Raw genomic sequence first — 26,680 nt, forward strand, 5'->3', positions numbered from 1 at the left:
GATGAAAACTTTAAAATTTAAAACAAATATCAATTGTGGTGGTTGTGTATCAAAAGTAACCCCTTTTTTAAACAAACAAGAAGGTATAGAAAGTTGGGAAGTGGATACCGCTAATCCTGATAAAATCCTAACCATTGAAAGTGATGGTGCAACCGAAGAAGATGTAAAGGCTACCTTGCAAAAAGTTGGCTTTAAAGCTGAATCTGTAGATTAATACTTTCCTTTTAATATGGCTTATATTTTAATTTCAGTTGTGGTTATTCTCTTTGCTGTTCATTTTTACAGAAAAGCGAAACGCCATAGTGTAAAGTCATTTCCAGAGCATTGGCACAGATTATTAATGGATAATGTTCTGTTTTATAGAAATCTCTCTAAAAATAAGCAGCTTATTTTTCAACAAAAAATGATGCAATTTTTAAGTGAGGTTTATATAGATGCTGTGCAGTTTGAATTGGAAGAATTGGACAAGATTTTAATTGCGGCAAGCGCAGTAATCCCTGTTTTTGGTTTTAAAGAATGGCATTACACCAACTTAAGCGGTATCCTTTTATATCCAGATTATTTTAATGAGGATATGCAATTTAGCAGCAAGGATAACTCAAGAAACATTGGCGGCATAGTTGGAAACGGACGTTTTGAGAAGCAAATGATTTTATCTAAAAAAGCATTGTACCACGGTTTTCAAAACACAACCGATAAAAGTAATACAGGCATACACGAATTTGTGCACCTTATTGATAAGCTGGATGATAGTACAGATGGTGTGCCAGAGCGATTATTAGAACATCAATATGCCATACCTTGGTTGAATTTAATCCATAAGGAAATGGAAGCGATAAATGATAACCACTCTGATATCCGAAAATATGGAGGTACAAATCAGACTGAATTTTTTGCAGTAGCTTCAGAGTATTTTTTCGAGCGTCCAGACTTGCTCAAAAAGAAACATCCTGACCTATATAAAATGTTGGTAAAATGTTTCAATCAAAAATTAGCGGATCCAATTTAAATTTAATTCCTATTTAGGAAAGACTAAATTTTTTATTGGAAAAGATAAAGAGCGGATATTTTGTTGTTACAGATAGGTTTAGCATATTCAAAATAATCGCTCATTGGTTTTTTTATTTCTTTAAAAGTTTATGACACTATCTAAAGCATCATCTGCGTCCTTGTGGATGAAGTTGGCTTGATATTTCAATGTGGTTTTCAAATCGCTATGACGATATAATTTTTGAAGCATTAATGGATGTATTGCATCCCCAGCGATATTCCCGAAGCTATGACGCGCTATGTGCATTGTTATATGCTTATTGATTTTCGCCTTTTTAGAGATTGATTTTAAATTGTCATTAAACTTTTTAGTAGCTGTTTTCCTTTTATTATAAACATCTTTAGCATCATCGAGATTGGCTTTTTTCAATTCAGGGAAAACAAAATCATCATCACTTCTTTTATCATCTTTATATTGGTCTAAAATCTTTAGTACTTTTTCAGGAATTTTTAATGATAGAAGTTTTGCGTTTTTATGCATTCTATAATGCAGCCTGTTATCATAAATATCTGACCATTTGGTTCGTAGAACATCAGAAACCCGCATACCAGCAAAATTGAAACTAAAAAGCCAGACATTTCTAGTATGCATTTCAGAAGGTTTGAGATTTATCAAATTTTCAATTTGTTGAATCTCTAAAATATTTAGTCCTACTTTGGTAGTTTCAGGAAATTTGATTTTTATTTTATCGCCACCGAAGGGGTATAATTCTCTGCTTACAATTTTGTATTTAATTGCTCTGTTAAATAATAGCCTTACAAATACCAAAATGTTCATTATTGAGGTTTCAGACAGGGAGTACTTAACTTTTAAAGTTAACATCAGTTTTTTAAGAAAACGTTCATCAATTTCTTGAAAAGACAATTGTTTCGAATTGTGATATTTTATAATAAAGCTCAACCACGCTTTATCAGTAGATAAACGATTTAGCTTTTCTGTACTTTCTAAATCGTCAAGATGTTCTTGTGCTAATTCAAAGAATGTAGCATTGATACCGGAGGAATATATTTCTTTCTTAATTTGATTGGCAGAAGCATCTTTTTGTTCGGATTGAAGCGTAATAAGAGCATTGTTTAATTCAGAAAGTTTCAAGGATAACAAATTGTTCAAGGTTTTGAAATTTATGTGTGATTTCTTAACCCGAATATTCTTTTCATCCCAATCTTCCAATTCAATGTAGTGACCTATATATTGGTATGTTGAGCGACGATTTTTTGTAATACGTATGGCAAGAGGATACAAGCCTTCTTTATTAGGCTTTTTGCGAAGAACTATTTTAGCGTTTGATGACATAATTGACCTGTTTTGCGTACGAAAGCCAAATCAGGTACAACATAGGTACAACATTCAATTTTGAATGTTCAGTTTACCAAGAAGTTTCCCTAAAGATACAAATTTATTAGTTTCTCTGGGTACAACATAGGTACAACAAATGTTGAAATCAATTGATATTAGATGATATCAAAAAAAATGACATATTATATAATCAATTGAAAATGAGTGGCTTTGGTACTGTTTGGGCAAATATACGCTAGACTTAGGATCTAGTGCCTTACGGTGTGAGAGTTCGAGTCTCTCCGCCTGTACAAGTTAAAAGCTTCCCATTCTCGGGGAGCTTTTTTATTGATTGTCTTTTCCGTTTTCAATTAATTCCTCTATTTCTTCTTTTTGTTCCCCGTTCAGCTTAGGGTTCTTTGGGGTCTGGACTTTTTTTTTGTGATGAATTTCATAATACATAGCGAAATGATCACTGCCAAAATTTTTGGAACGAACCATTTTACCTACGTATAAATCGCGGGTGTGAAAAAGATGGTCCAAAGGAAAGCGAAGGAAGAAATAGTTTGCATGAAAGGTTGAAAAAAAACCCCGACCCACACGTGGATCGATCATACCGGTCATTTTTTTGAAAAGTCGCGTGGTGCGGCTCCAAACCACATCGTTCATATCACCGCAAACCACGGTAGGTTTGTCCAAATCACGAATTCTTTTTCCGGTTAGCATCAGTTCGGCATCGCGCTCTTTTGAAGTTTCATTTTCTGTGGGGCTGGGTGGTGCGGGATGCAGGCAACAGAAAAAGATAGGAGGATTTCCTTCCAACGGAAAATCGAAAAAGATTGAAGGTTTATCATCTTCAATCTGGTATTTCACTTCCACGTTTTTTAATTCCTTTTTTGAATAAAGATGCATTCCATAAAAATTTTCCAATGGTATTTTTACTGTGAAAGGATACTCTTTTTCAATTTCAGAAAGACAGTTTTCCCAATCTTTGTTGGATTCCATAGTGAGCACCAAATCTGGGTCGAAGCGTTTTACTTCATTTAAAAAATCTGGGTAGCAGGAATTTGTCTGCAAAACATTTCCAGCTAAAATTGAAACATGGCTATCACTTGCGGCGTGCGACCTTCTTCTTGGAAAAAGGGAACTGTAGGGAAATACTTTGTAAAGTTGATACAACATGGTTACAATCAGCGCCACAAGCAATATCCAACTAAAGGCAGTAAATTTTTCTTCAAAATAGAGAAACAAACCCAATAATATAAGTTGGATAAATAACGATTGAAGCCTTACAAAATCAGCAGTTCTAAAAAACCAATGCGGATTTCCGGTAGCAGGAAAAAAGGGGCTGATTATAAAGAAGATTATTAAAACATATAATACCATTCTTCAAATTTAAGTTTTTTCAAAATGCTAAAGACTACAAATATCTTTTTTGCTTAAATGCATATTCCTATTTTTACGACTTCAAAAAAAACAAACCCATGAAAAAAATTATCCTCAGTACATTATTAATCTTTTTAACCTTCACATTCGCAATTGCCCAAGATTACACCACCCCAAATACTGGCGTAACTTGGACTCTGGCCGATATTGCAGCGGCAAGTCCCACAACAATTACAATTTCTGGAAATGAATACACGCTTTTGGGAAATCTTACTATTTCAGAAAACGATACGGTAATAATAGATTCAGATTTGACGCTTTTAATTGATGATGCAAAACTGGTAACAGTGTTTGGAACTTTTACGGTAAATTCAAACGCGGTAACAATTACGGCTTTGGATGAAAACGCCCCTTACGAAGGTTTCCGTTTTGAAGAGTTTTCAGAAATCGATATCAATAATGCAACCATTCAATACGGCGGCGGACTTCGCGTTTTGACAGAAACGTTTTCGATAGATGGCTGTACGCTCACAAATAACATATCGGGCGCAACTACAAGTGCAGTAATCCAACTTTCGCGCGGTATGCCACAGATTACGAATAATACTATTTCTTTTAACGAAAATCCTGCAATCGGTTCCGCAGCAAATTCTGCGGTTTCAGCATATATTTTCAATAATATGATTGAAGGGAACAATCAGGCCAATAGCAACCGTCCGCAAATAAATTTGGGTACAACCTTGGCCAATGAGCCTTTGGAGATTATCCAAAACACAATCATAGGCGATCCTGCTTTGGAACAAGCCGGTGGTATTGCCATTGCCAACTTTGTGGGCGGCAATGTAAATGTAGTTATTGATAACAACATCATTCGCGGAAATCGCTACGGAATCACAATGCTTGGTATAAATGATTCTGCGGAAATCACAAATAATATTATTGAAGACAACAACATCCAGGGAGATCCTAACCTTGGCGGAAGCGGTATCAACCTTAATAGTTCATCGATAAGTGAAGATGTAATTGTTTCCGGGAACGAAATTAGAAGAAATCTTTGGGGAATTACTTTGCAGGGTGAAGTTACAATTAACCTTGGCGACGATGCAAGTAATCCAGGCAATAATACATTTGCGGAAAACGGTAACGGTGGCGAAATTTATGCGCTTTACAACAATACCGCAAATCCAATTTTAGCAAAGAACAACTGCTGGATAGAGGGCCAACAAAGCACCGAGCAGCAGGTGGAGGATGTAATTTTTCACAGCGTAGACGATTCAAATTTAGGTGAAGTGACTTTTACTCCATTTCTATGCGGTATTTTGGGAGTTGCCGATAATGCGGTTGAAAACTTCAGATTTTATCCCAATCCGGTTAAAAACGAAATCAATTTCAATAACATCTTTTCTTTTGAAAAAGTTGAAATTTATGGTGTTCAAGGGAATTTGATTTCTTCGAAAACCATTTCTGAAGGGCAAAACACTTTACCTATAAATCTTCCTTCAGGTTTATATTTTGTGAACTTTAGTAACGATATACAAAATGTTACGAAGAAGATAATTGTAGAATAAGCGTCCAACCAGACAGTTTTGTCAAAATGCCTTGGCTTTTCGTCAAGGCATTTTTTATTGGCTTAAAGCCTTTTATTCCCTTCGTAAAACCGTAATTTTGCACTTTCAAAAAAATAAAAATACAGAAGTGAATATTCAGAATAAAGCTACGCTTGAATTGAGCAAGGACGAAATGAAAAACTACGGTTACGAAGTGGTTGATGCCATTGTGGAACATTTTGCAACGCAGAATGGAAAACTACCCGTTGTGTCCGGTTCCCGTAAGGAAATGGAAGCCTTGTTTCTTGAAGATGCGCCCGAAAAAGCTAGCGATCCGAGAAAAGTTTTAAATTTTGTTTTGGACGAAGTGATGACCAAAAGCAACATCGTTTCGCACCCAAAATCCTATTCCTTTGTTCCTGGCCCTAGCAACTATATTAGCGCGATGGCCGATAGCTTGGCTTCGGGCTTCAATATATTTTCCGGCGGCTGGGCGGCTTCACCAGCGGCAGCGCAAATGGAAATCACGGCGATGAATTGGCTACTGAAAATGTTCGGGTTTCCACAAAAAAAAGGCGGCGGAATTTTTACAAGCGGGGGTTCCATGGCAAATTTGACGGCCTTGGTTACTGCTCGAAAAGTGAAGTGTGGCGATGATTTTAGCAATGCGGTAATTTATCTTTCCGATCAGGCACACTCTTCAAATATAAAGGCAATTCGCGTACTCGGTTTTAGAAAGGAGCAAATTCGTATAATTCCAACGGACAGCGAATTTAAATTTTCCCTGAACAAATTAAAAAATGCTATCGCAAAAGATAGATTGGAAGGCCTGCAGCCTTTCTGCCTGATTGCAACGGCAGGGACCACAAATACGGGCACGGTCGATCCGCTTTCAGACATTGCGAAAATCTGCAAAAAAGAAGACATTTGGTTCCACATTGACGGCGCTTACGGTGGATTTGCAATTCTTGCCGAAAATGGGAAACAACTTTTAAAGGGAATAGGAAAAGCCGATTCCTTAACTGTCGATCCTCATAAATGGTTTTTCCAGCCCTATGAAATTGGCTGTCTTTTGGTGAAAAACCACAAATGGCTGAAAGGAACTTTCACCGAAAAACCTGAATATCTGCGTGATATTGAAGGCAATACTTCCGAAATAAATTTTTACGATCACGGAATAGAATTGACGCGACGATTTCGTGCACTGAAATTTTATATGTCAGTAAAAACCTTTGGAATGGGTGAGTTCAGAAAAGCCATTACGTACAATGTAAAACTTGCTGAAGCCACGGAAGCATTTCTTCGAAAAAGCTCCAATTGGGAAGTCATTTCACCAGCTACATTGGCGGTTATTAATTTCCGATATAATCCCATTGGCAACAAACTTTCAGAAAAAAAACTGGATGCGCTCAATCAACGCATTTCCAAAAGTGTGGTCGATTCAAAACAGGCCTTGCTCGTAACTACGGTACTTAACGGACAAGTAGTTTTAAGGATGTGCTTAATAAATCCGCGCACTACGCTAGATGACGTAAAGGAAACAATCGCCCTTTGCGAAAGTTTTGCTGATGAAAAAATTACCGTTTGAAACAGGCCGATGTCATAATAATTGGTGGCGGTGCTGCGGGATTTTTTACGGCAATCAATGCTGCGGAAAACAATCCGAAACTTAAAATAATTATTCTTGAACGTGGAAAGGAAGTGCTTACGAAAGTGAAGGTTTCCGGTGGTGGGAGATGCAATGTGACCCACGGCGAATTTCTTCCGAAGGAATTGACACAAAATTATCCGCGTGGCGAAAAGGAACTTTTGGGCCCATTCCATTCCTTTATGACGGGCGATACTATTGAATGGTTTGAAAAAAGGGGCGTGGAACTCAAAATTGAAGCGGATGGCCGCATGTTTCCGGTTTCAGATTCTTCACAAACGATAATTGATTGTTTTCTTTCGGAAGCGAAAAGATTGGGCGTCGAAATTCTTCTCAACCAATCTGTAAAAGAAATTCAAAAGGAGGAAAATCGTTTCACCATAAATACTACGACCGATACTTTTTCAGCAGAAAAAATTGTGGTTGCCACGGGCAGCAATCCGAAGATTTGGAAGCTTTTGGAAGATTTGGGACATACTATTGTTCCTGCCGTTCCTTCCCTTTTTACATTCAATATTAAGGATTCGCGAATCATAGACTTACCCGGTTTAAGCACGGATGCTTCCGTAAAAATTATAGGTGATAGCGGAAAAATTCTTTTGGAAAGCAATGGTCCTTTGCTGATAACCCATTGGGGAATGAGCGGCCCCGCAATTTTAAAACTCTCTGCTTGGGGCGCAAGAATGTTGGAGCCTTTAAACTACCATTTCAATATTGAAGTGAACTGGTTGAATACCCTTTCCGAAGAAGAAGTTTTCGATGCTTTGAAAAACTTGAAAACATTGCAAGGAAAACAGACGATTTTTAAAAATGCGCAATTTGAACTTCCGAAACGTTTATGGCAGAGTCTCGTAAAAGCTGCCGGAATTATGGAAACGCTTACTTGGGCCGATGCCACGCGGGAGAATCTTCAGAACCTGGCAAACCAACTTACGGCTGGAGTTTTTGAGGTTGTGGGGAAAAGTACGTTTAAGGAAGAATTTGTTACCGCCGGCGGTTTGGATTTAAAGGAAGTGAACTTCAAAACGTTTGAAAGTCGAAAAATTGACGGCCTTTATTTTGCCGGAGAGGTTTTAAATATAGATGCCATTACGGGCGGGTTCAATTTTCAGAATGCCTGGACGGGCGGGTTTATCGTTTCACAAAATCTGTAAATACTTTATTGGATTTCAGGGTGTATTTGTATATATTTGATATATATAATCTATATACAATGGGAAAGACAAAAAAATTGATCGAACTGGAAGACAAAACGATAGCTATTCTCGAGGAGCAGGCAAAACTTCAAAAACGTTCCTTAAAAAATTATCTTGAATTTATGATTGAGGATAGGGCATTGTATTTTTCAAAACCTTCGGAAGAGTATAAAGCTATGATGGATGATATGCTGAAAAGGCAGGAAAATGGTGAGATAAAATGGATTTCCTCTGAAGAAGTTAGAAAACGCTATGGCCGATAAAGTTGAGTATAGTGAGCAATCACTAATTGATATACATAAGGCTAAATGTTACTTTGATCTTTTTGGAAAGGGAGATGACTTTTTGGATGATTTGTTTCGGCACGAAGACTTAATACTGTTAATGCCCGAAATGTATCAAAATAAATATAAAAAGATACGCATCGCAAATCTGGAAAATTTTAAATATGCTATTCACTATATGTTTTTAAATGGACAAATATATATTTATAGAGTTTATCCTGATGGTCATGAATTTAAGATATGAGAAACACATCGCTTTTCTGCGCGGCATTAATGTTGGCGGCCATAAAAAGCTAAAGATGGCCGACCTGAAACTTCTTTTTGAGGATTTGGGATTTGAAAACGTGAGTACTTACATCCAAAGCGGCAATGTGGTTTTTTCGGCTAAGAATGTAAAGAATCTTGAAGAGAAAATTTCAAAGGAAATAGAAAAACGGTTTGGATGGCAAGTTCCCGTTTTGGTGAAAAGTTGCGGTGGGGTAGATAAAATTTTAAAGGCTTGCCCCTTTAAGGAAACAAAGAAAACTGAGGCGTATTTTATGTTGCTCGCCGCGCCTCCTAAAATTGAATTAATGGAAGCCATAGCGAATCTAAGCTATCCGGAAGAAGAATTTGTTATAATGCCCCAATGTGTTTATATGTACTATAAAAATGGCGCGGGCAAAGCCAAATTGAACAATAATTTTATTGAGAAAAAGCTACAGGTTGCTGCTACTACACGAAATTATCGTACGCTGGCAAAGTTGGTGGAGTTGGCGAAATAGTGTAGATATCTTATTTCCGATATTTATTAATATATGTTTCTTCATTTTCATATTTATGTTTCCATTCATATAAAAGGGCCATAAGTTTTTTAGGTTTTAATCCGTATGTATTGGGAAGTGCGCCATCGCTTTTAGCCAAGAATTGAGAGATCTTTTTTCCTGTTTTATGTTTTGTATGGGAGGATTTGTAAGTGATGGAAACAATAGTTGTATAATGTATATTAACGAGTCCAAAAGATTCTATATCGGACCATTTGGTAAATTCTTTTTGATAAAGTGAGCAGATTTCAAAACCTTCCGGAGTTAATTTTAGATAGCTTGCACGTGGAAGTAGTGTTAGTGCAAACGCACATATGCACAATCCGAAAAAAAGAATGATTCCCCATTTTATAAACGAATTTTGTGGTTCTATCAAAAACCCTATAGTAACGAATGCCGTACAGACTACTAATAGTATTATAATTTTTGCTTTGCTGGGGTTTAATATAAGTGTTACGGTGCCCATATTTTTTGGGAGTTTTTTTTTAATACAATTATTAACCCACACTGTATTTGTATAGAAAATAAAATAATAGGACAATTAAACAAATTTGGAAAATGGTACCCAATAGTGCGTTCTTTTTAAGTTGTTTTTGGTTGTAAAAGGTGTTAAACTTACGTTTGCCAAAATAGAAGACATACCTAAGAATTGCTCCAAACCATTCTGAAGTATTTAAAGCATTGTCTGCTTCATTTTCCCAGTCCATGTCGTTTTCTGAACGGGAATTAAATACTTCAAAATTATTGTCGTAGGGGTGTTCAAAATGTACATTGCCCAAATACGTTTTTTCTTTGCGATCCCTTAGAATAGGAGTGCAGCGAAGGGTATTTTCGGTTTCTAAAATTTTAATGTGAAATTTTGCGTCTATTATAAAGTCAGGCGAGAACCCTTCCCTTTCCAATTGTTTATTTATCTTTTCTTTTAGTTTGGGAAGAAAAATGACAAGGGGTTTTAACTGTAACTCTCTTGGGTGGATTTTATAATTTAAAATATCTATAGTCAATTCGTTTATGCCTTTTTCTGTGGCAGCGTTCCAAATCCAATCTGCCATATAGCCTTTTTTGTAATAGTATTGTTTTCCAAAATAATGGGGGGCAATATTATTCGCAATTTCGCTAACGGTTTGATTATTCACTATACAACGTTGAAGGTTTTTAAATATACCAAATGTTTTTGATCGGAAGCTTTTTTATTCAAAAAACAAATACATACCCCGCTCATCCTGATGGATTAACGGTTCCAAACGGTAGGCGGTTTTCATATTTTCAGCATTGAGCACTTTTTCTTTACTTCCGGCGGCCAGCAGTTCGCCATGGTTCAGCAAAACCAAATGATCGGCGAATTTTGCCGCTAGGTTTAAATCGTGCACTACCCCAACAATCACCAAATCCTTTTGCTTTAAAAGTTCGCGTAGCTTGTGCATAAACTGAAATTGGTAATGCACATCCAAAAAAGTGAGTGGCTCGTCCAAAACCAAATATCTGCAACCATTTTCCGAAGGATACCAAATTTGCGAAACCACGCGCGCAAAGTGAACACGCTGTTTTTCGCCTCCGCTTAACGTTAAATAATCGCGGTCTGCCATTGCTTCAACATCAAAAAACTGCATTGCTTCCTTTATTGCTTGCTCATCTTTCGAGGTAGGATTTACCGAAAAATGCGGATAGCGGCCCATCATCACTACTTCCTTTACTTTTAAGGGAAAAGCGAGCTCGGTGTTTTGCGAAAGCACGGCCCGTACTTTGGCGAGTTCTGCCACGGAAGTATTACGGATGTTTTTTTCTTCATAAAAAACGGTGCCTTCCTGCGGTTTCAGTTGGTTGCAGATTACTTTTACTAATGTTGATTTACCTGCGCCATTGGGCCCGAGGATGAGGTTTATTTTCCCTGGTTCAAAATTTACCGAAATATCCTTCAGAATTGTTTTGCTTCCTATTTTGTACGATATGTTGGTGGCCTTTATCATTTTCAGAAGAAATAATTTTTACGCTGAAGCAAAAAGATGAAAATAGGAACGCCAACTACTGAAGTCACAATGCCGATGGGTAATTCCGCCGGACGTAAAACCATTCGTGAAATAAGGTCTGCAACACAGAGAAGTATTCCCCCGAGTAAAGCGCTATTTCGAATTAAAAAACGGTTATCGCTTCCGTTTATAATTCGCAAAAGATGGGGTACAATCAAGCCAACAAAACTGATAACCCCTACAAAGGCAGTAGCTACAGCCACCATTATTACATTTATAAGAAGAATTTTCCACTTCAAACTCTTAATATTCACTCCCAAAAATTGCGCTTCCTCTTCGCCAATCATCAACGCATTCAAATGTTTTGAATAGCGAAGGGAAATCAAAATCGTTCCAATAGTTGAAATTCCAACAATTAAAACGGAAGTCCAATTGGCGCCGCTCAAGGTTCCGAGATTCCAAAATACGATAGACCGCGCTTGAGGGTCACGAGCTATATAACTCAAAAAGCCCACCCCGCTTAAAAACAAAGCGTTTATGGCAATACCCGTAAGCAACAGTGCTACGATGGAACTTTTACCGCTATTGCGCGATTGCGAAAGGAAAAAAACCAAACCTGTGGATAATAATGCGCCAAGACAGGCCGCCAAAGCCAGGGTCCATTTGCCCACGCTAAAGCCGAAAGTCGCTCCCAAAGCAAAATAAAGTGCTGCTCCAAATGCCGCCCCGCAGGAAGTGCCGATTAGGCCGGGTTCAACAATGGGGTTTCTGAAAAGGGCTTGTAGAAGTGTTCCGCCTACGGCCAAACTTGCGCCAACGAATATGCAGAGTATTGCCCGAGGTAAACGGATTTCCATAAAAATACGTTCGGTGAGATCCATATTGTCCGGGGTGGAAAAATAATTTTTAAAGGAGGAAAAAATTTCTTCCAAAGAAATGGAGACCGCCCCATACCGAATGGAGAAGAAGGTGATTATTACCAAAAGAAGAAGTAATATTGGAAATGTTCCGTTGTATCTGCTTGTCTTTTTCTTCAAAATATTTTTTTACTCACTACTCACTACTCACTATTGATGTATCAACTTCTGCAATTCAATTATATTCTCGCCTGTTCTTGGGCCTAAATACACCATATCGTGTTCCTCAACACGGTACACTTTTCCCTCCTTAAAAGCACGCGTACTTGAAATGCCTGGCAACGTTCCCACTTCTTCTGTGGAACCTAATTTATCGTACCCAAAATCAGTTAATAGAATAACATCCGGATCGCTTTGTGCTACTACTTCAGGAGAAAATTGGGTCATGCCCCGTTCGCCGTCAACGGCCATTTCACCGCCTGCCCAATCGATTAATTTTCCGGCGGTGCTGTTTTTGGTCATTACCAGATAAATGTTGTTAGCCTGCCCAAAATGGATTACCAACAGCTTTGGTTTTTTTTCATACCAAAGGGCTTGTTGCTTAGCGTAATTCATATCGGCGTCCAACTTTTTGCAAAGTTCCTCGGCTTTTTCTTCTTTGTGGAAATAGCTGCCCATTTCTCGAATTAAAGAATCTGTTCCGGCAATAGTATTTTCATAATGCCCAAACTGTTTCATCGGTATCTTTAAATTCTTCAATTGGGTTACCACGTGTTCGGGACCGATATTATTATCCTCCAGAATGAGGGTTGGCTTCATCGAAAGAATGGGTTCCGCTGCCAATGCCCGGTGGTAGCCGATGGTTGGCAAGTCTTTGATTTCTGGTGGATAAGTGCTGGAAACATCCACGGCAACAATATTTTCTTCTGCGCCGAGCGCATAGATAATCTCGCTGTATTGTTTCGAAATACACACAATGCGCTCTTCACTTACCTTCTTTTTGTCTTCATTGCCAAACCTTCCACAAGAGTAAATTGTAATGATTGCAATGGAGAGAAAAATTACTTTTTTCATATTAATTTATAATTTTTGTTTGTTTTATTGCCCCTATGAGCGCAGGAGAGAACTTTTGGCTTGCACTACGCTCTTTAGGACAATATCAACACTAAACAATCGAGTTAAAAATTATATTTAAGGTTTAGACCGCCATAACAAACGGTGTCCAATGGAGCAGGAATGTATGCGTCATCCAATTGGTTCAGGAAAAGCATGAGATAATATTTTTCACCTGTAATATTATCAGCGCCTGCATAGGCATCAAGATCAAAGTGCCCAAAACTCATTCTGTAACCCAGTTTAGCATTGAGCAAACTATAGCTATCTGCCACGTTTAATCCATCGGATGTGAAGGGAACCGGGTCGTGATATGCATAGTTTACTGTTCCGTAAAGACCAAGATTTGTATTGAAATCAACCCCAGCATTTACTACCCAAGGTGCAACCCCCGCAACAGCTTTCCCGCTATAATCAGAAGTTGACAATTCTCCTTCTCTTGATATAGATTGATAGACAAAATCTTCATATTTAAAATCTGAATACGCCACATTTGCATAAGGGCTTATATTATTAAAGAATCCCGTGGCAGATTCATAAGCGGTATATTTCACCAATGCTTCAACCCCTTTATTATTCAGCTCACCACCATTCGCTATAGAGGAATACAAGGTTGTGCCATCGCCAGCTGGAACAGCAACGGAAGTAAACTTGTTTTTGAATATAGCCTGGAAAAGTGCTACTTCATAATGTAATTTGCTATTAATTACATTTCCTTTTGAACCGATTTCAAACTGGTCGCCTTCCTCTGGCTCCAAACCTGTATTCAATTCGCCAGTAGCGCCAATTATTACGTTACCGCTAACGGGAGCTTTGTAACCTTTGCTATATGAAGCATAAAGTGAAATGCTATTGTTGAAAATTTTGTTCACGGCAAAGTGCGGCGAAAACAAATCTTCATAATTTGCAGAAACTACTTGGGGCTTCCCGCTGGTGGGGTCAAAAGCGCGATCTTCCAAGTCGAGATTCATTGAACTTTTGCCAATACCGGCGGTAAAGGAAATATTATATGGCATTTTCAAGGTCCACTCTGTGAAAAGCGATTTGTTTTTCGATTTTGAATATTGGTTGCTTCGTATGGCGCCAATTATATTGTAACCTTCGGGATCGTTAGGGTTTTCAATCATTCCATGACTAATGGATTGGGAACGTTGCTCCTGAAACTCAAGTCCTGCAATTCCTGAAAGGCTGAAGTTTTCACTTAAATCAAAATTTAGGTCAAAAGTAATTCGCGTTCCATAGTTGATAGGATTTTTATCTGTCCAGCCCCCGGCAGAGCTGGCATTGGTATTAAGGCCAGAGCCATACACCGTAGCGGTATTTGAAAGCCAATTGGTAAATCTGTATTTGTGGCTCAACCCCGCTCTAAAACTTATCACTTCGCTGTGCGCATTGTTTTTAATATACCGGGCGTTTCCACTGTAGTCCAAAGTATCGTATTGCCCAATGGTAAGCTCACCTGCACGTTCGTCATAGCTATTGCTGAAACCAAAATAGGTGCTAACTGTCTGTTTCTCGCTTGGATTAAAATCCAAGACTGCATTTAAGAAATCTTTGGTTGAGGCATTATGGTCTAGATACCCATCAGAAATTTGATGGCCGTAGTTCAATAAAACTGAAGATTTTTTCATACCCACTTGCAATTGTGTTGTAAAACGCGCCAGACCATAACTGCCCACGGTAACTTTTTCACTTAGTGAAGTTTCGCCATTTTTGGGACGAATGGTTGTAAGGTTTACAACTCCCGCAATCGCAAATCCATATAATGCTCCTGCAGGCCCTTTAATAACATCCACACTGCCCACGGAGGCAAAATCTATATCGTCTAAGATTGTGATTCCTTCCGCATCTGTAAGCGGGATGTTGTTGTAATACACTTTGTAGCCTTGACCGTCAAAGTTGTTATTCGCTCCGCGAAAACCAACGCCGTTTCCATACCCACGAATATTGAATTGCTGCCCAGACGAAACACCCCTTCGGTTCATCGTTACTCCAGGAACGTTTGCGTTTATGGCATCGTCGAGATATAGTCCCGTGCCACGCTGCAATTCCTTCTCTTCCAATTTAATTACGGAAACAGGCTTGTCGAGAACTTTTTTGTTATTGTCCAAGGTTCCGGAAAGCTGTACTTCGTCCAGCGCGCTTACTGAAGTTCGCATCGAAATATTTAAGGTTTCGGAACAATTTTTAACTTGAGTTGTATAGGTTTCGTAGCCAATAAAGCTTACTGAAATATTTTGGTTCGTAACACAAGGAATGCTGAAATTACCATTGGCATCAGTGCTGGCAACTTCAGTGCCGTTCACTTCTATTTTTGCTCCAGCAAGTGGAGCCTTGTTGGTTGCATCATATATTTTTCCAGAAAGTTGTTGCTGTCCAAATACAGATACGGTTATAAGCAATCCCAAAAGGGAAAGATAAATTTTTGTCATTTTTTTTGAATTTTTATAATTTAAAATATATGCAGAACGGCCCGAAATTGTACCGAATGCATTTTTAAGGGAAGCGAAAATGCTTCAAAATAAATTATAAAACTTGTTGGGGCGGGGGACTGGAGATTTCCAGTGAAAGCGGGGAATAATTGTCTTGATAGACAAAATTGGTGTGGGTAGATTTTTTTGAAAGCGCTACATCATCCTTCTGGGGAAGCGGATTTATTTTCTGAAGAAACTTTACGGTTTTTACTGAATTGTTCCGGTTGTTTTTATCCTTGCGTTTTTTCTGAAGCTCTTTATTATATTTGGCAATCAAATTGGTTTCCTGGCTGTCTGAAATACAATGGTAAACTTTTGTGTTTTCATTCAAAATTTCAACGCGAACAATATCATACATCGTTCCTTTATAGCTGAATTCTTCACGGTCTTTCCAGATAAGTTGGTTTTCATTTTCGGAAGAAACGGTAAGGCTTGTCAAATCTTTTTCAGAAATACCCTTCTTTATTTGATGGATTATTTCCCTACGAATATGATGTTGTTGAATTTTTAAAACAACATAAGAGCCCCCAAAGTTGAAGGCAAATACAAAAAGAAGAAAAATTACAGTTGCATTTTTCAATGCCAATTTTTTTAAGGAATAGCTAAATTAAATAAAATATGATAAGCAATAGCAATAGAAGCCTATTTAACACAATTATCGTGGATTGCATTGCGTATATTCTTCTGTGTTAACAGCCTGTTAAACCAAAGTTCTTCTGCTTCAGCACCGTATTAATTACGTAATTTTAATAGCCATAAAATTTTCAGTCATGCAGCAAGATATTTACAACCTCAAAAAAACACTCGAGACTTCCAAAGAAAAGCTTAGCTATTACAGTCTTCCCGAACTTGAAAAGCAAGGGCATAACATTAAAAAATTGCCGTTTTCGATACGCATTCTCTTAGAAAATGCACTGCGGAATTACGATGATTTTTCAGTAACTAAGGAACATTTGGATGCTATCCTCAATTGGGAACCTACCAAAAGCGATTATGACATCGCATTTAAGCCTGCCCGGGTTCTGATGCAAGATTTTACCGGCGTTCCCGCAGTGGTTGACATTGCCTCCCTGCGTTCTGAAATGGCGCGAAAGGGCGGCGATGCCTCAAAAATAAATCCGTTGATCCCAGTAGATTTGGTTGTTGACCATAGCGTGCAGGTGGACTATTTTGCCGCCCAATATGCATATCAGCAAAACATGGAAGAAGAATACAAGCGCAACAGGGAACGCTATACTTTTTTGAAATGGGCTCAGAAATCGTTCAATAATTTTAGTGTGGTGCCCCCCGGAATGGGCATTTGCCACCAAGTGAATTTGGAGTATTTTTCCCAAGGTGTTATTGCGAGGGACGGAATGGCCATACCTGATACACTTGTAGGAACAGATAGCCATACGCCAATGGTAAACGGAATAGGCGTAGTAGCCTGGGGCGTTGGCGGAATTGAAGCCGAAGCAGCCATTCTGGGCCAGCCTATTTATTTCATAAGTCCGGAAGTTATTGGGCTAAAGCTTACCGGAAATCTTCCAGTGGGCTCTACTGCAACTGATTTGGTGTTGACCATAGCCAACTTGCTCCGTAAATACGGCGTGGTGGGCAAATTTGTTGAGGTATTTGGGCCGGGCTTGAACAATCTTTCGGTGCCGGATAGAGCCACAATTGGGAATATGTCGCCAGAATTTGGTTGTACTATTACATATTTCCCCATTGACGATAAAACCTTGGAATATATGCGAAGCAGCAACCGCAGTGAGGAACAGATACAGTTGGTGGAAGATTATTGCAAGGCGAATATGCTATGGCGTGCAGATGAAGATATGATTGAATACACCGACGTGCTGGAACTTGATATTTCTACCGTTCAGCCTACCGTGGCTGGGCCCAAACGTCCACAGGATAAAATTGTTTTAAAAGACTTTAGAGGTAAATTCATAGAATTATTAGACACTGGGTTTGATAGAAAATATATAAAACCATCAGAGCGGGAACAGGCCATTACACGGTGGAAAGAGGAGGGTGGAAGCCAACCGGTGGAACAGCCCAAAGACCCAAACCCCGATGTTGAAATAGAAACAAAAATTAAAAATGGTCTAAAGACAGTCTGGATTTCAAACGGAAGCCAAAAATATATGCTATCCGATGGGTCCGTGGCCATTGCTGCAATTACATCCTGTACCAATACATCCAATCCCTTTGTGATGATTGGTGCTGGCTTGGTGGCCAAAAAAGCCCGTGAAAAAGGAATAGACGTGAAGCCATGGGTAAAAACCTCCTTGGCACCTGGCTCAAAAGTAGTAACTGATTACCTTGAGAAAGCAAATCTTTTAAAAGACTTGGAAGCGTTGCAATTTCATTTAGTGGGTTACGGCTGTACTTCATGTATCGGGAATTCGGGCCCGCTTCCCCCGCAAATTGCAAAAGCTGTGGAAGAGCAACAGTTGGTTGTGGCATCCGTGCTGTCGGGCAATCGAAATTTTGAAGCCCGAATCCATCCTCAGGTTAAAATGAATTTCTTAATGTCGCCTATGTTGGTAGTTGCCTTTGCCATTGCCGGGCGAGTGGATATTGATTTAACTTCTGAACCATTGGCTACAGACCATAATGGCAAGGATATTTTTTTAAAAGACATCTGGCCTACCGATGATGAAATTCACGAAGTGATGAAAATGGTGCTTTCGCCAAAAGATTTTGAGAAGAATTACGGAGAAATATTTGAAGGCAACGAAATTTGGCGAAACCTAGAAGTGCCAGATGACAAGATTTACCAATGGGATGATGAGTCAACCTATATAAAAGAAGCGCCGTTTTTCCGTGATCTTTCTGAGGAACCAAAAGACCTGAAAAATATTGAAAATGCCCGTGCGCTTTTGGTTTTGGGCGATAGTATTACTACAGACCATATTTCACCGGCAGGAGCTTTTTCAGAAAGTTCTGCGGCAGGACAGTATTTAAGGTCAAGAGGCGTGGAGAAGAAAAATTTTAATAGCTACGGCTCGCGTCGTGGAAATGATGAAGTGATGGTACGGGGCACCTTCGCCAATGTGCGTATCAACAATCAACTGGCAGACAAAGAGGGCGGGTACACCACACATCTGCCGTCGGGAGAGGAGATGACGGTTTATGATGCCGCCCAAAAGTATATAAAGGACAAAACGCCACTAATTGTTCTCGCTGGTAAGGAATATGGAAGTGGTTCCTCTCGCGATTGGGCTGCCAAAGGAACTTTTCTTTTAGGGATAAAAGCCGTTTTGGCAGAAAGTTACGAACGCATCCATCGTAGTAATTTGATTATGATGGGTGTATTGCCACTTCAGTATGTGGAAGGTGAAAGCGCAAAGTCTCACGGATTAACGGGGAAGGAACATTTCACAATTACCGGTATTGAAAACGATTTGACCCCTTCAAAAAAGGTAATGGTGACTGCCAAGAACGAAGATGGCAAGGAAATTGAATTTAAGGTAGTAGCAAGACTGGATTCGCCTATTGAAGTTGCATATTACCAAAACGAGGGCATACTTCAATACGTGTTACGCCAGTTTTTGAAAGAATAAACCTGTGATTTTAATCGTTCGCCCAAAACTTCTCCGTAAAAATTACAATGGGATCACCCTCTGGCCTTTTGTGGTTTTAAAACACAATTCCTTAAAAAAAGACGCCGTTTTTTTGAACCACGAAAGAATCCACTTGCGCCAACAGTCAGAATTGTTGATTCTTTTTTTCTATTTGTGGTACGGTCTTGAGTTTTTGATACGATTAATTCAATATAAAAATCGTCACAAAGCATACCGAAATATTTCCTTTGAACGTGAAGCATATCATTACGAAAGTGATTTCAATTATTTAAAAAAACGAAAGCCTTACGGATTCTTAAAATTTTTATAACTGACAACCGACAACAAAATGAGCCTACTCTTTTCTCCCTTAAAAATAAAAAGTACAACCTTTAAGAACCGAATGGTCGTTTCGCCTATGTGTATGTATAGCAGTGCTGACGGCTTTGCAAACAATTTTCACTTGGTGCATCTTGGAAGCCGTGCCGTTGGTGGAATGGGATTGATTATTCAAGAAGCTACCGCCGTCTCCCCCGAAGGCAGAATTACCCACGGCGATATGGGCATTTGGAAAGACGAGCATATAGTGATGCAAAAACAAATAGTAGATTTCGTGCATTCCCAAGATGCTTTAATCGGCATACAGTTGGCCCACGCAGGCAGAAAAGCGAGTTATCAATTACCTAAAGATGGTGCTAGAAAAATTGCCCCCGAGCTTGAAAACGGATGGCAAACAGTTTCTTCTTCGGCATTGCCTTTTAGGGAAGGGGAGCCTGCACCACTGGCAATGGATCTATCGGCAATCGAAAAAGTGAAAAATGATTACGCCATAGCTACACGTCGTGCCCAGGAAGCGGGATATGATGTAGTAGAAATCCACGCTGCCCACGGGTATCTCTTCCACCAATATTATTCGCCTTTGGCAAATGAAAGAACTGACGAATACGGTGGCAGTTTTGAAAATAGAATCCGCTTTTTATTGGAAGTCACCGAAATTGTTCGAAATGAATGGCCAGTGGAAAAACCATTGTTCGTTAGAATTTCAGCAACAGATTGGACTGAAGGTGGTTGGACTATTGAAGATTCTGTAAAACTTTCAGTTGAACTTAAAAAGTTGGGGGTAGATCTAATAGACACCTCTTCCGGCGGGAATGTTCCCAAAGCCACCATTCCCAGTGAGCCGAGCTACCAAGTGCCCTTCGCTGCCCAAATTAAAAAAGAAGCAAATATTTTGACAGGAGCTGTGGGGCAAATTACAACTGCAGCACAGTCCGAAGCAATTTTAAAGGAAGGAAAGGCAGATTTAATTCTGTATGCCCGCGAAAGTCTTCGTCAACCGTATTTTTCTCTTCACGCAGCCCGCGAATTAGGTGTAGATGTAAATTGGCCGTTGCAATACCAAAGAGCGAAAATTTAATTAAAACAGCATGCTAAACTTATAGCAATACAGTTTACCTAATTTTAGTTTTTTACGACAATCAGATTATCATAATTTTAAAATGAATAAAGAAGAAAATTTGAAACACACTCCTTTTTCCATACTTGATTTGGTTCCCGTAATGCAGGGAAGCACCCATAAAGTTGCTATGGAGAATAGCCTGGCGCTGGCACAGCATGCTGAAGATTTTGGTTATAAAAGATTTTGGATATCTGAACACCACAATGCAGAAAGTTTGGTTAGTTCTGCTACATCTTTGCTAATTGGTTATGTAGCACAAGGCACAAAAAGCATTCGCGTAGGATCGGGTGGTGTAATGTTACCAAACCATGCGCCTTTAGTAATTGCCGAACAATTTGGGACCCTGGCCACCCTTTACCCCAACCGAATAGATTTAGGCCTGGGTCGAGCTCCGGGAACTGATCAGCTTACTGCTCGTGCCTTAAGGCGTGATCGTCAGGAAACGGTAAATGATTTCCCTCAAGATGTGCAGGAACTGGAAAGATATTTTTCAAAAAACATTAATAAAAATGCTGTACGTGCCATTCCTGGCGAAGGATTGGAAGTGCCTTTATACCTTCTGGGATCTAGCACTTATAGCGCACAGCTCGCAGGGTCATTAGGGTTGCCTTATGCCTTTGCTAGCCATTTTGCACCTACACATTTACACGATGCACTACTCTTATATCATTCAAATTTTGAGGCATCAAAACAGCTCATCAAACCATATGCTATGGCTTGTGTAAATATTGTGGTTGCAGATACCGATGAGGAAGCTGAATACCTTGCAACGAGTATGAAACTTTTTATGCTCAACGTAATCCGTAATACACGCCAGCCACTTCCGCCACCGGTAAAAAGCATGGACGGACTCTGGAATTCAATGGAAGAAGCGCATATTTCACATATGATGCAGTATACCTTTATTGGAAGTAAGGAAACGGTGCAAAAAAAGATTCTTGCTTTTCTAACAGAAACTAGCGTTAATGAAATTATTGCCGTAGCACATATTTACGACCAAATAGCACGTTTACGATCGTTTGAACTTTTATCGCAAATTAATGCAAATATTGGGTCATGATATATTCTCCATTGGGAAAATCTCCATCAGGAAGGCGCTTACAACGTATCCAAAATTCGCCTAATTACGGCAACGGCGCATTTCAAAATATACACGAAACACCTCAGTTGGCAAAAGGATATAATTTTGGAAAAGTAATGTTCGATTTTCTTTTCAGAAAACCAAAAGGTCTAAAACCCCCAAAGCCCATTACTTTTTTAAAAACAGATTTACAAGCACTTCCGGTGGAAACCGATTTATTGGTGTGGTTTGGTCATTCTTCCTATTATCTGCAATTCAGCGGCAAACGCTTTTTGGTTGATCCCGTTTTCAGTAACAGCGCCTCGCCCATTCCACAAACCAACAAACCTTTCAAGGGGAGCAATCATTACGCAGTAGAAGACCTCCCTAATATCGATTACCTGCTTATTTCGCATGATCATTACGATCATTTGGATTACAAAACCATTAAAAGGCTTAAGCCAAAAGTGAAGCAAATCATTACTGGATTGGGCGTTGGATCACATTTTGAAGCTTGGGGTTATCCTGCTGAATCTGTTGTGGAACTAGATTGGAACGAAACCTTGGAGCTGGAAAATGATATTACCTTAAATACAACTTCGGCGCGCCATTTTTCTGGAAGGGGTTTTAAAAGAAACAATACCCTGTGGCTTTCCTTTATTCTTCAAACGGAAAATTACAATTTATTTCTGGGCGGCGATAGTGGCTATGATACCCATTTTAAGGAAATAGGAAATAAATTTGGTCCGTTCGATTTGGCGATTTTGGAGAACGGGCAGTACAATTTGGCATGGCATTATATTCACATGTTGCCAGAAGAAGTACTTCAAGCTGCACAAGATTTACGTGCAAAGCAATTGTTTCCGGTGCATTCAGCTAAGTTTGCATTAGCACTCCACGCTTGGGATGAACCTTTAAATAAAATATATGAATTAAATAAATCAATAAACTTTCCATTGGTAACGCCGTGCATTGGCGAGCCTGTCCAGCTAGATCACTTTCCACAACAATTTTCGCAATGGTGGAAAGACATTTAAGAAGGCAATTAGTTCATATTCGAATAATCCAACAATCTATAGTACCTTCGCAAAAAAAATAAAGAATGCTAAAAGCTGTACTTTTTGACATGGATGGTGTAATTGTGGACACTGAACCGCTGCACCGCAAAGCGTACTTCAAAATGTTTGAAGATATGAAGATTGACGTAAGTCAAGCAATGTATGATTCTTTTACGGGAAAGGCTACTTTGCCCATTTGTAGAACACTTTGCGAGCATTTCAGTCTTTCAGAAAGTCCAGAACATTTAGTTGCAACAAAAAGAAAACACTTCAAATATCTTTTTGAAAACGATAGCGATCTTGCACTGTTGGATGGTGTTCACCACTTGATAAAAGATTATTACAGTAACGGACTCACATTGGTTTTGGCATCTTCTGCCTCCATGCCAAACATCAACCGTATTTTTGAGCGCTTCGATCTTGATAAATATTTCAAGGCAAAAATTAGCGGTGCCGATTTAAAAGCCTCTAAACCCCATCCCGAGATTTTTATAAAAGCTGCCGAGCTTGCTGAGGAACATACAGACCATTGTATGGTGATTGAGGATTCCACCAATGGAATTGCCGCTGCCAAAGCTGCAAATATTTATTGCGTTGGTTTCAAAAGTCCGCATTCAGTCAATCAAGATTATAGCAAAGCGGATAGGGTGATTACGAGTTTTTCTGATATCTTATTCTCAAAACTTAAAGTTACTTTATAAAAGTACATATTTCTTCTCGTTTGAAGGCACAGTAAATAGAGGATGTTTTCCTTGGAAATCTGGGGTATGTTTTTTTATTTTTTTGAATAAAAAACAATATCTTGTAGTACCTTGATGTTTAAAACTTAACATACAAAAAATGTCACTTTGAGCCCAAAACGAATCCTTCTGAAGTTTTTCTCTACCCGAGCGGCAGGAGTATATTTTATATTATTTGCCGCTACCATAGCAATTGCCACCTTTATAGAAAATGATTTTGGGACCAGTGCCGCCCAAAAGGTAATCTTTAAATCTTGGTGGTTTGAACTGCTCCTTCTATTATTTGGCCTTACCATCCTTGTAAACATCTTTAAATTCCGTATGGTGCAGCAGCGAAAATGGGCTGTATTAATGTTTCACGCTTCCATAATCATAATATTGATTGGGGCAGGAGTAACCCGTTATTTTGGGTTTGAGGGAGTGATGCATATTCGTGAGAATGAAACTGCCAACACCTTTCTTTCATCAGATACCTATTTAAAGTTTGAGGTTCAAAAAAATGGCATTACCTATAATTTTGACGAACCCGTTTTGTTCGCCTCCCTTGGCAATAATCATTTTAAGGAATCATATCTCATAGAAGATGACTTGATAACGGTTGAGGTAAAAGAGTTTATCCCTAACCCCCAACAACAAATGGAGCCTAGTAGTTTGGAAGGCAAGCCAATTATAAAGCTTGTTATTGCTGGGGCAAATGGGAGGGAAGAATATTATCTTGAAAAAGACCAAACGCGACGCATTGGAGCTCTTCTTTACAACTTTAGCGACCAGCCCCAAACCGGTGCCATCAATATTAAATATGAAAATAACGAAATTTTTCTCCTCACCAATCGTATCCTTACCCAAACGGTTATGGCCACCCAACAAAAAGATACGCTTGTCCCTAGCGGAGAATATAAGCCCTTAGTTTTACGAGCGTTGTACTCAGATGGGGTGAATAATTTCGTATTTCCAGAATTCAATCCAAGTGCCAAAACATTTATCAAATCTTCTGATGCGAAAGTTAAAAACGAAAGCAATACGGCGGTGGTCATGGATATTACCGTAAATGGGGAGTCCAAGGAAACGTATCTTTATGGGAACAAAGGTTTTCCGGGGAATCCATCAAATCTTTCATTTAAAGATTTGAATATTTCAGTTTCCTATGGCTCCAAAGAAATAAAAGTTCCGTTCTCGGTAAAACTGAACGATTTTATTATTGATAAATATCCCGGAACCAATAGCGCCTCTTCCTATGCAAGCGAAGTAACTGTCTTGGATCCCGAGGAAAATGTGAATATGGATTACCGTATTTATATGAACAATATTTTAGACTATGGCGGATACCGATTTTTTCAATCGTCGTTTGACAGAGATGAAAAAGGAACATATCTAAGCGTAAACAGCGATTGGTGGGGAACCATTATTTCGTATATAGGGTATGCCCTTTTAACCTTGGGGATGATCTTGACCCTCTTTAGCAAAAACACCCGTTTTTATAGCCTAATCCAAAAAATAAAGGCCCTAAGGGCCAAAAGCGGAACATTTTCCGTTCTTATGGCCCTCTTTTTCTGTTCGGTAATTAATGCACAGAATGATGCCCATATTAAAAATGCTATATCCAAAGAGCATGCAGAGGCTTTCAGCACAGTGGTAGTGCAGGACTTTAAAGGAAGAATGAAACCTATGCACACCCTCTCCCGCGAAATACTTCGGAAAATATCGCGCAAGGAGAGTTGGGACGGCCTAAATGCAGACCAAGTACTGCTCAGTATGTTTATAAACAAACAGGATTGGTACGGAGTGCCATTGGTTAAATTGGGCAAACATGAAGATATCCAAAAACTCTTGGGAGTTAATGGGGAATATGCATCTTACAAGGATTTTTTTGATGCCGAGGGCAAATATAAACTGCAGGAGGAAGTGAGGCGCATTTACGGTCTTGAGCCTATAGACCGGGGGGTGTATGCCAAGGAGATGCTGAAGATAGATGAGCGCCTTAATATATTGAGCATGGTTTTTTCCGGGAGCTTGCTCAAAATAATTCCTAGACCTAACGATCCAAATAATACTTGGGAAGGATACAGCAGTCATAACCATGACGATGGCCACAACCATAGCACCATTGCAAATAACTTTTTTAATTCATATGGTAGTGAGCTACAAAAGGCGACTAAAACGAAAGACTATAGTCACGCTGGGCATTTATTAGCTGAACTAAAAGGATACCAAATTGCAAAGGGCGGTGCAGTAATGCCTTCGGAATCTAAAATACACACTGAAATTTTGTTAAACAAAATGGACGTCTTTACACGCTTGGCAGGACTTTACATGCTTTTGGGAGTAGCGCTATTGTTCTTTTTGTTTGTGTCGGTATTTAAACCGGGATGGCATTTAAAAAAGGTATATTATATCCTTTTTTCTTTTGTCGCAATTGGATTTGTATTGCATACCATAGGGCTTGGAATGCGCTGGTATGTATCCGGTAGGGCACCTTGGAGCAACGGCTATGAATCTATGATCTATATTGCTTGGACCACAACTTTGGCGGGTATACTTTTTACCCGGAAATCCTTTGGGGGCTTAGCGGCAACCATGGTATTGGCGGGTACCATCCTTTTTGTTGCTACTTTGAGCTTTTTAGATCCGGAAATCACCCCTTTGGTGCCTGTGTTGAAATCTTATTGGTTAACAATTCACGTATCCCTGGAAGCGGGCAGTTATGGCTTTTTAATGTTAGGGGCAATTATTGGCTTGATAAACCTAATCTTGATGATTTTTATTTCTGATAAAAATAAGGGCCGTGTTAAAAGAATTATTCAAGAAATGAGCTATATAAGCGAGCTCACACTTATTGGCGGGTTATTTATGGTAAGTATCGGCACCTATTTGGGCGGGGTTTGGGCAAACGAATCATGGGGTCGCTATTGGGGTTGGGATGCCAAGGAAACTTGGGCCCTGGTAACCGTACTCGTATATGCTTTTATTCTGCATATGCGATTAATCCCAAAATTGCGTGGGCTTTTTGCCTATAATGTGGCAACTATATTTGGATTGGCCTCGGTGATTATGACCTATTACGGGGTAAATTATTACCTCTCCGGGCTGCACTCCTATGCAACGGGCGATCCGGTTCCAATACCTAATTGGGTATATATAGCGGTAGCCTGCATAATTATAATAAGTGTGTTAGCGTATTTGAGAAAACGAAAGTTTGAAATCCTCTCGTAGC

General features: G+C 39.2%; 23 protein-coding genes. 14 read left to right on the forward strand and 9 right to left on the reverse strand.

Annotation, left to right across the window (positions count from 1 at the left end; all coding sequences use genetic code 11):
* The first annotated feature begins 1 nt into the window (after position 1).
* Positions 2 to 214 (forward strand): heavy-metal-associated domain-containing protein, encoded by a 213-nt coding sequence (locus JK629_RS07390; protein ID WP_066249889.1) that lies wholly within the window; start codon positions 2 to 4, stop codon positions 212 to 214.
* Between the two features lie 15 nt (positions 215 to 229).
* Entirely contained in the window at positions 230 to 1,009 is a 780-nt protein-coding gene (locus JK629_RS07395) for a M90 family metallopeptidase (RefSeq protein WP_154192109.1), read from the forward strand.
* A gap of 120 nt (positions 1,010 to 1,129) precedes the next feature.
* Here JK629_RS07395 and JK629_RS07400 read toward each other — a convergent pair whose 3' ends face one another.
* Both JK629_RS07400 and JK629_RS07405 read right to left on the reverse strand, forming a co-directional pair.
* Positions 1,130 to 2,344 carry a site-specific integrase gene (locus tag JK629_RS07400; protein WP_154192107.1) on the reverse strand — a complete coding sequence of 405 codons (1,215 nt, stop codon included), beginning with the start codon at positions 2,342 to 2,344 and terminating at the stop codon, positions 1,130 to 1,132.
* Positions 2,345 to 2,671: 327 nt separating this feature from the next.
* A complete protein-coding gene (locus tag JK629_RS07405) occupies positions 2,672 to 3,712 on the reverse strand; it encodes an endonuclease/exonuclease/phosphatase family protein (RefSeq protein WP_202337895.1) in 1,041 nt (346 codons plus the stop codon).
* A gap of 98 nt (positions 3,713 to 3,810) precedes the next feature.
* Between JK629_RS07405 and JK629_RS07410 the strand changes: the two genes are divergently transcribed.
* From JK629_RS07410 to JK629_RS07430, 5 genes are all read left to right on the forward strand, one after another.
* A complete protein-coding gene (locus JK629_RS07410; protein WP_202337896.1) occupies positions 3,811 to 5,280 on the forward strand; it encodes a T9SS type A sorting domain-containing protein in 1,470 nt (489 codons plus the stop codon).
* A 172-nt stretch (positions 5,281 to 5,452) separates the two neighbouring features.
* Positions 5,453 to 6,847, forward strand: a complete 1,395-nt coding sequence (locus tag JK629_RS07415; protein WP_202338014.1) for a pyridoxal phosphate-dependent decarboxylase family protein — start codon at positions 5,453 to 5,455, stop codon at positions 6,845 to 6,847.
* Positions 6,844 to 8,061 (forward strand): BaiN/RdsA family NAD(P)/FAD-dependent oxidoreductase, encoded by a 1,218-nt coding sequence (locus JK629_RS07420; protein ID WP_202337897.1) that lies wholly within the window; start codon positions 6,844 to 6,846, stop codon positions 8,059 to 8,061. The genes JK629_RS07415 and JK629_RS07420 overlap by 4 nt, the downstream gene beginning before the upstream one ends.
* A gap of 59 nt (positions 8,062 to 8,120) precedes the next feature.
* Positions 8,121 to 8,366 (forward strand): hypothetical protein, encoded by a 246-nt coding sequence (locus JK629_RS07425; protein WP_202337898.1) that lies wholly within the window; start codon positions 8,121 to 8,123, stop codon positions 8,364 to 8,366.
* A 209-nt stretch (positions 8,367 to 8,575) separates the two neighbouring features.
* Positions 8,576 to 9,151 (forward strand): DUF1697 domain-containing protein, encoded by a 576-nt coding sequence (locus tag JK629_RS07430; RefSeq protein ID WP_225626186.1) that lies wholly within the window; start codon positions 8,576 to 8,578, stop codon positions 9,149 to 9,151.
* 10 nt (positions 9,152 to 9,161) lie between these two features.
* On the opposite strand, the gene JK629_RS07435 is transcribed toward JK629_RS07430, so the two are convergent.
* The 7 genes from JK629_RS07435 to JK629_RS07465 form a co-directional block, all read right to left on the reverse strand.
* Entirely contained in the window at positions 9,162 to 9,656 is a 495-nt protein-coding gene (locus JK629_RS07435) for an STM3941 family protein (protein ID WP_202337899.1), read from the reverse strand.
* Positions 9,657 to 9,687: 31 nt separating this feature from the next.
* Positions 9,688 to 10,326 (reverse strand): hypothetical protein, encoded by a 639-nt coding sequence (locus JK629_RS07440; RefSeq protein WP_202337900.1) that lies wholly within the window; start codon positions 10,324 to 10,326, stop codon positions 9,688 to 9,690.
* A gap of 54 nt (positions 10,327 to 10,380) precedes the next feature.
* Positions 10,381 to 11,157, reverse strand: a complete 777-nt coding sequence (locus tag JK629_RS07445) for a heme ABC transporter ATP-binding protein (RefSeq protein ID WP_202337901.1) — start codon at positions 11,155 to 11,157, stop codon at positions 10,381 to 10,383.
* Between the two features lie 2 nt (positions 11,158 to 11,159).
* Positions 11,160 to 12,194, reverse strand: a complete 1,035-nt coding sequence (locus JK629_RS07450) for a FecCD family ABC transporter permease (protein ID WP_202337902.1) — start codon at positions 12,192 to 12,194, stop codon at positions 11,160 to 11,162.
* A 30-nt stretch (positions 12,195 to 12,224) separates the two neighbouring features.
* Positions 12,225 to 13,088, reverse strand: a complete 864-nt coding sequence (locus JK629_RS07455) for a heme/hemin ABC transporter substrate-binding protein (RefSeq protein ID WP_202337903.1) — start codon at positions 13,086 to 13,088, stop codon at positions 12,225 to 12,227.
* A gap of 104 nt (positions 13,089 to 13,192) precedes the next feature.
* Entirely contained in the window at positions 13,193 to 15,559 is a 2,367-nt protein-coding gene (locus JK629_RS07460; protein WP_202337904.1) for a TonB-dependent receptor, read from the reverse strand.
* 94 nt (positions 15,560 to 15,653) lie between these two features.
* On the reverse strand, positions 15,654 to 16,181 hold the full coding sequence (locus JK629_RS07465; protein ID WP_202337905.1) for a hypothetical protein: 528 nt from the start codon (positions 16,179 to 16,181) through the stop codon (positions 15,654 to 15,656).
* 190 nt (positions 16,182 to 16,371) lie between these two features.
* Here JK629_RS07465 and acnA point away from each other — a divergent pair, with 190 nt between their 5' ends.
* The 7 genes from acnA (at position 16,372) to ccsA (ending at position 26,679) form a co-directional block, all read left to right on the forward strand.
* Positions 16,372 to 19,152, forward strand: a complete 2,781-nt coding sequence (gene acnA / locus JK629_RS07470; protein ID WP_202337906.1) for an aconitate hydratase AcnA — start codon at positions 16,372 to 16,374, stop codon at positions 19,150 to 19,152.
* A gap of 112 nt (positions 19,153 to 19,264) precedes the next feature.
* A complete protein-coding gene (locus tag JK629_RS07475) occupies positions 19,265 to 19,483 on the forward strand; it encodes a hypothetical protein (RefSeq protein WP_317193690.1) in 219 nt (72 codons plus the stop codon).
* Positions 19,484 to 19,501: 18 nt separating this feature from the next.
* The gene (locus tag JK629_RS07480) at positions 19,502 to 20,569 is read left to right on the forward strand and encodes an NADH:flavin oxidoreductase/NADH oxidase (protein WP_202337908.1); all 1,068 of its coding nucleotides are present in this window, start codon (positions 19,502 to 19,504) and stop codon (positions 20,567 to 20,569) included.
* A gap of 82 nt (positions 20,570 to 20,651) precedes the next feature.
* Positions 20,652 to 21,671, forward strand: a complete 1,020-nt coding sequence (locus tag JK629_RS07485; protein ID WP_202337909.1) for an LLM class flavin-dependent oxidoreductase — start codon at positions 20,652 to 20,654, stop codon at positions 21,669 to 21,671.
* Positions 21,668 to 22,708: an MBL fold metallo-hydrolase gene (locus JK629_RS07490; protein ID WP_202337910.1), complete on the forward strand. Its 1,041-nt coding sequence runs from the start codon at positions 21,668 to 21,670 to the stop codon at positions 22,706 to 22,708. Before JK629_RS07485 ends, JK629_RS07490 begins: the two co-directional genes overlap by 4 nt.
* 65 nt (positions 22,709 to 22,773) lie before the next feature.
* Positions 22,774 to 23,430, forward strand: a complete 657-nt coding sequence (locus JK629_RS07495; protein ID WP_202337911.1) for an HAD family hydrolase — start codon at positions 22,774 to 22,776, stop codon at positions 23,428 to 23,430.
* Positions 23,431 to 23,577: 147 nt separating this feature from the next.
* A complete protein-coding gene (gene ccsA / locus JK629_RS15625) occupies positions 23,578 to 26,679 on the forward strand; it encodes a cytochrome c biogenesis protein (protein ID WP_317193692.1) in 3,102 nt (1,033 codons plus the stop codon).
* The last annotated feature ends 1 nt before the right edge of the window (position 26,680 follow it).

This window comes from Aequorivita iocasae, assembly GCF_016757735.1.
Lineage (GTDB): Bacteria > Bacteroidota > Bacteroidia > Flavobacteriales > Flavobacteriaceae > Aequorivita > Aequorivita iocasae.

Bases quoted from the DNA above. Each gene is read 5' to 3' on its own strand.
- JK629_RS07390 (WP_066249889.1), top strand. From the start codon at position 2: ATGAAAACTTTAAAATTTAAAACAAATATCAATTGTGGTGGTTGTGTA.
- JK629_RS07395 (WP_154192109.1), top strand. From the start codon at position 230: ATGGCTTATATTTTAATTTCAGTTGTGGTTATTCTCTTTGCTGTTCAT.
- JK629_RS07400 (WP_154192107.1), bottom strand. From the start codon at position 2,344: ATGTCATCAAACGCTAAAATAGTTCTTCGCAAAAAGCCTAATAAAGAA.
- JK629_RS07405 (WP_202337895.1), bottom strand. From the start codon at position 3,712: ATGGTATTATATGTTTTAATAATCTTCTTTATAATCAGCCCCTTTTTT.
- JK629_RS07410 (WP_202337896.1), top strand. From the start codon at position 3,811: ATGAAAAAAATTATCCTCAGTACATTATTAATCTTTTTAACCTTCACA.
- JK629_RS07415 (WP_202338014.1), top strand. From the start codon at position 5,453: ATGAAAAACTACGGTTACGAAGTGGTTGATGCCATTGTGGAACATTTT.
- JK629_RS07425 (WP_202337898.1), top strand. From the start codon at position 8,121: ATGGGAAAGACAAAAAAATTGATCGAACTGGAAGACAAAACGATAGCT.
- JK629_RS07430 (WP_225626186.1), top strand. From the start codon at position 8,576: ATGGACAAATATATATTTATAGAGTTTATCCTGATGGTCATGAATTTA.
- JK629_RS07435 (WP_202337899.1), bottom strand. From the start codon at position 9,656: ATGGGCACCGTAACACTTATATTAAACCCCAGCAAAGCAAAAATTATA.
- JK629_RS07445 (WP_202337901.1), bottom strand. From the start codon at position 11,157: ATGATAAAGGCCACCAACATATCGTACAAAATAGGAAGCAAAACAATT.
- JK629_RS07455 (WP_202337903.1), bottom strand. From the start codon at position 13,088: ATGAAAAAAGTAATTTTTCTCTCCATTGCAATCATTACAATTTACTCT.
- JK629_RS07460 (WP_202337904.1), bottom strand. From the start codon at position 15,559: ATGACAAAAATTTATCTTTCCCTTTTGGGATTGCTTATAACCGTATCT.
- acnA (WP_202337906.1), top strand. From the start codon at position 16,372: ATGCAGCAAGATATTTACAACCTCAAAAAAACACTCGAGACTTCCAAA.
- JK629_RS07480 (WP_202337908.1), top strand. From the start codon at position 19,502: ATGAGCCTACTCTTTTCTCCCTTAAAAATAAAAAGTACAACCTTTAAG.
- JK629_RS07485 (WP_202337909.1), top strand. From the start codon at position 20,652: ATGAATAAAGAAGAAAATTTGAAACACACTCCTTTTTCCATACTTGAT.
- JK629_RS07490 (WP_202337910.1), top strand. From the start codon at position 21,668: ATGATATATTCTCCATTGGGAAAATCTCCATCAGGAAGGCGCTTACAA.
- JK629_RS07495 (WP_202337911.1), top strand. From the start codon at position 22,774: ATGCTAAAAGCTGTACTTTTTGACATGGATGGTGTAATTGTGGACACT.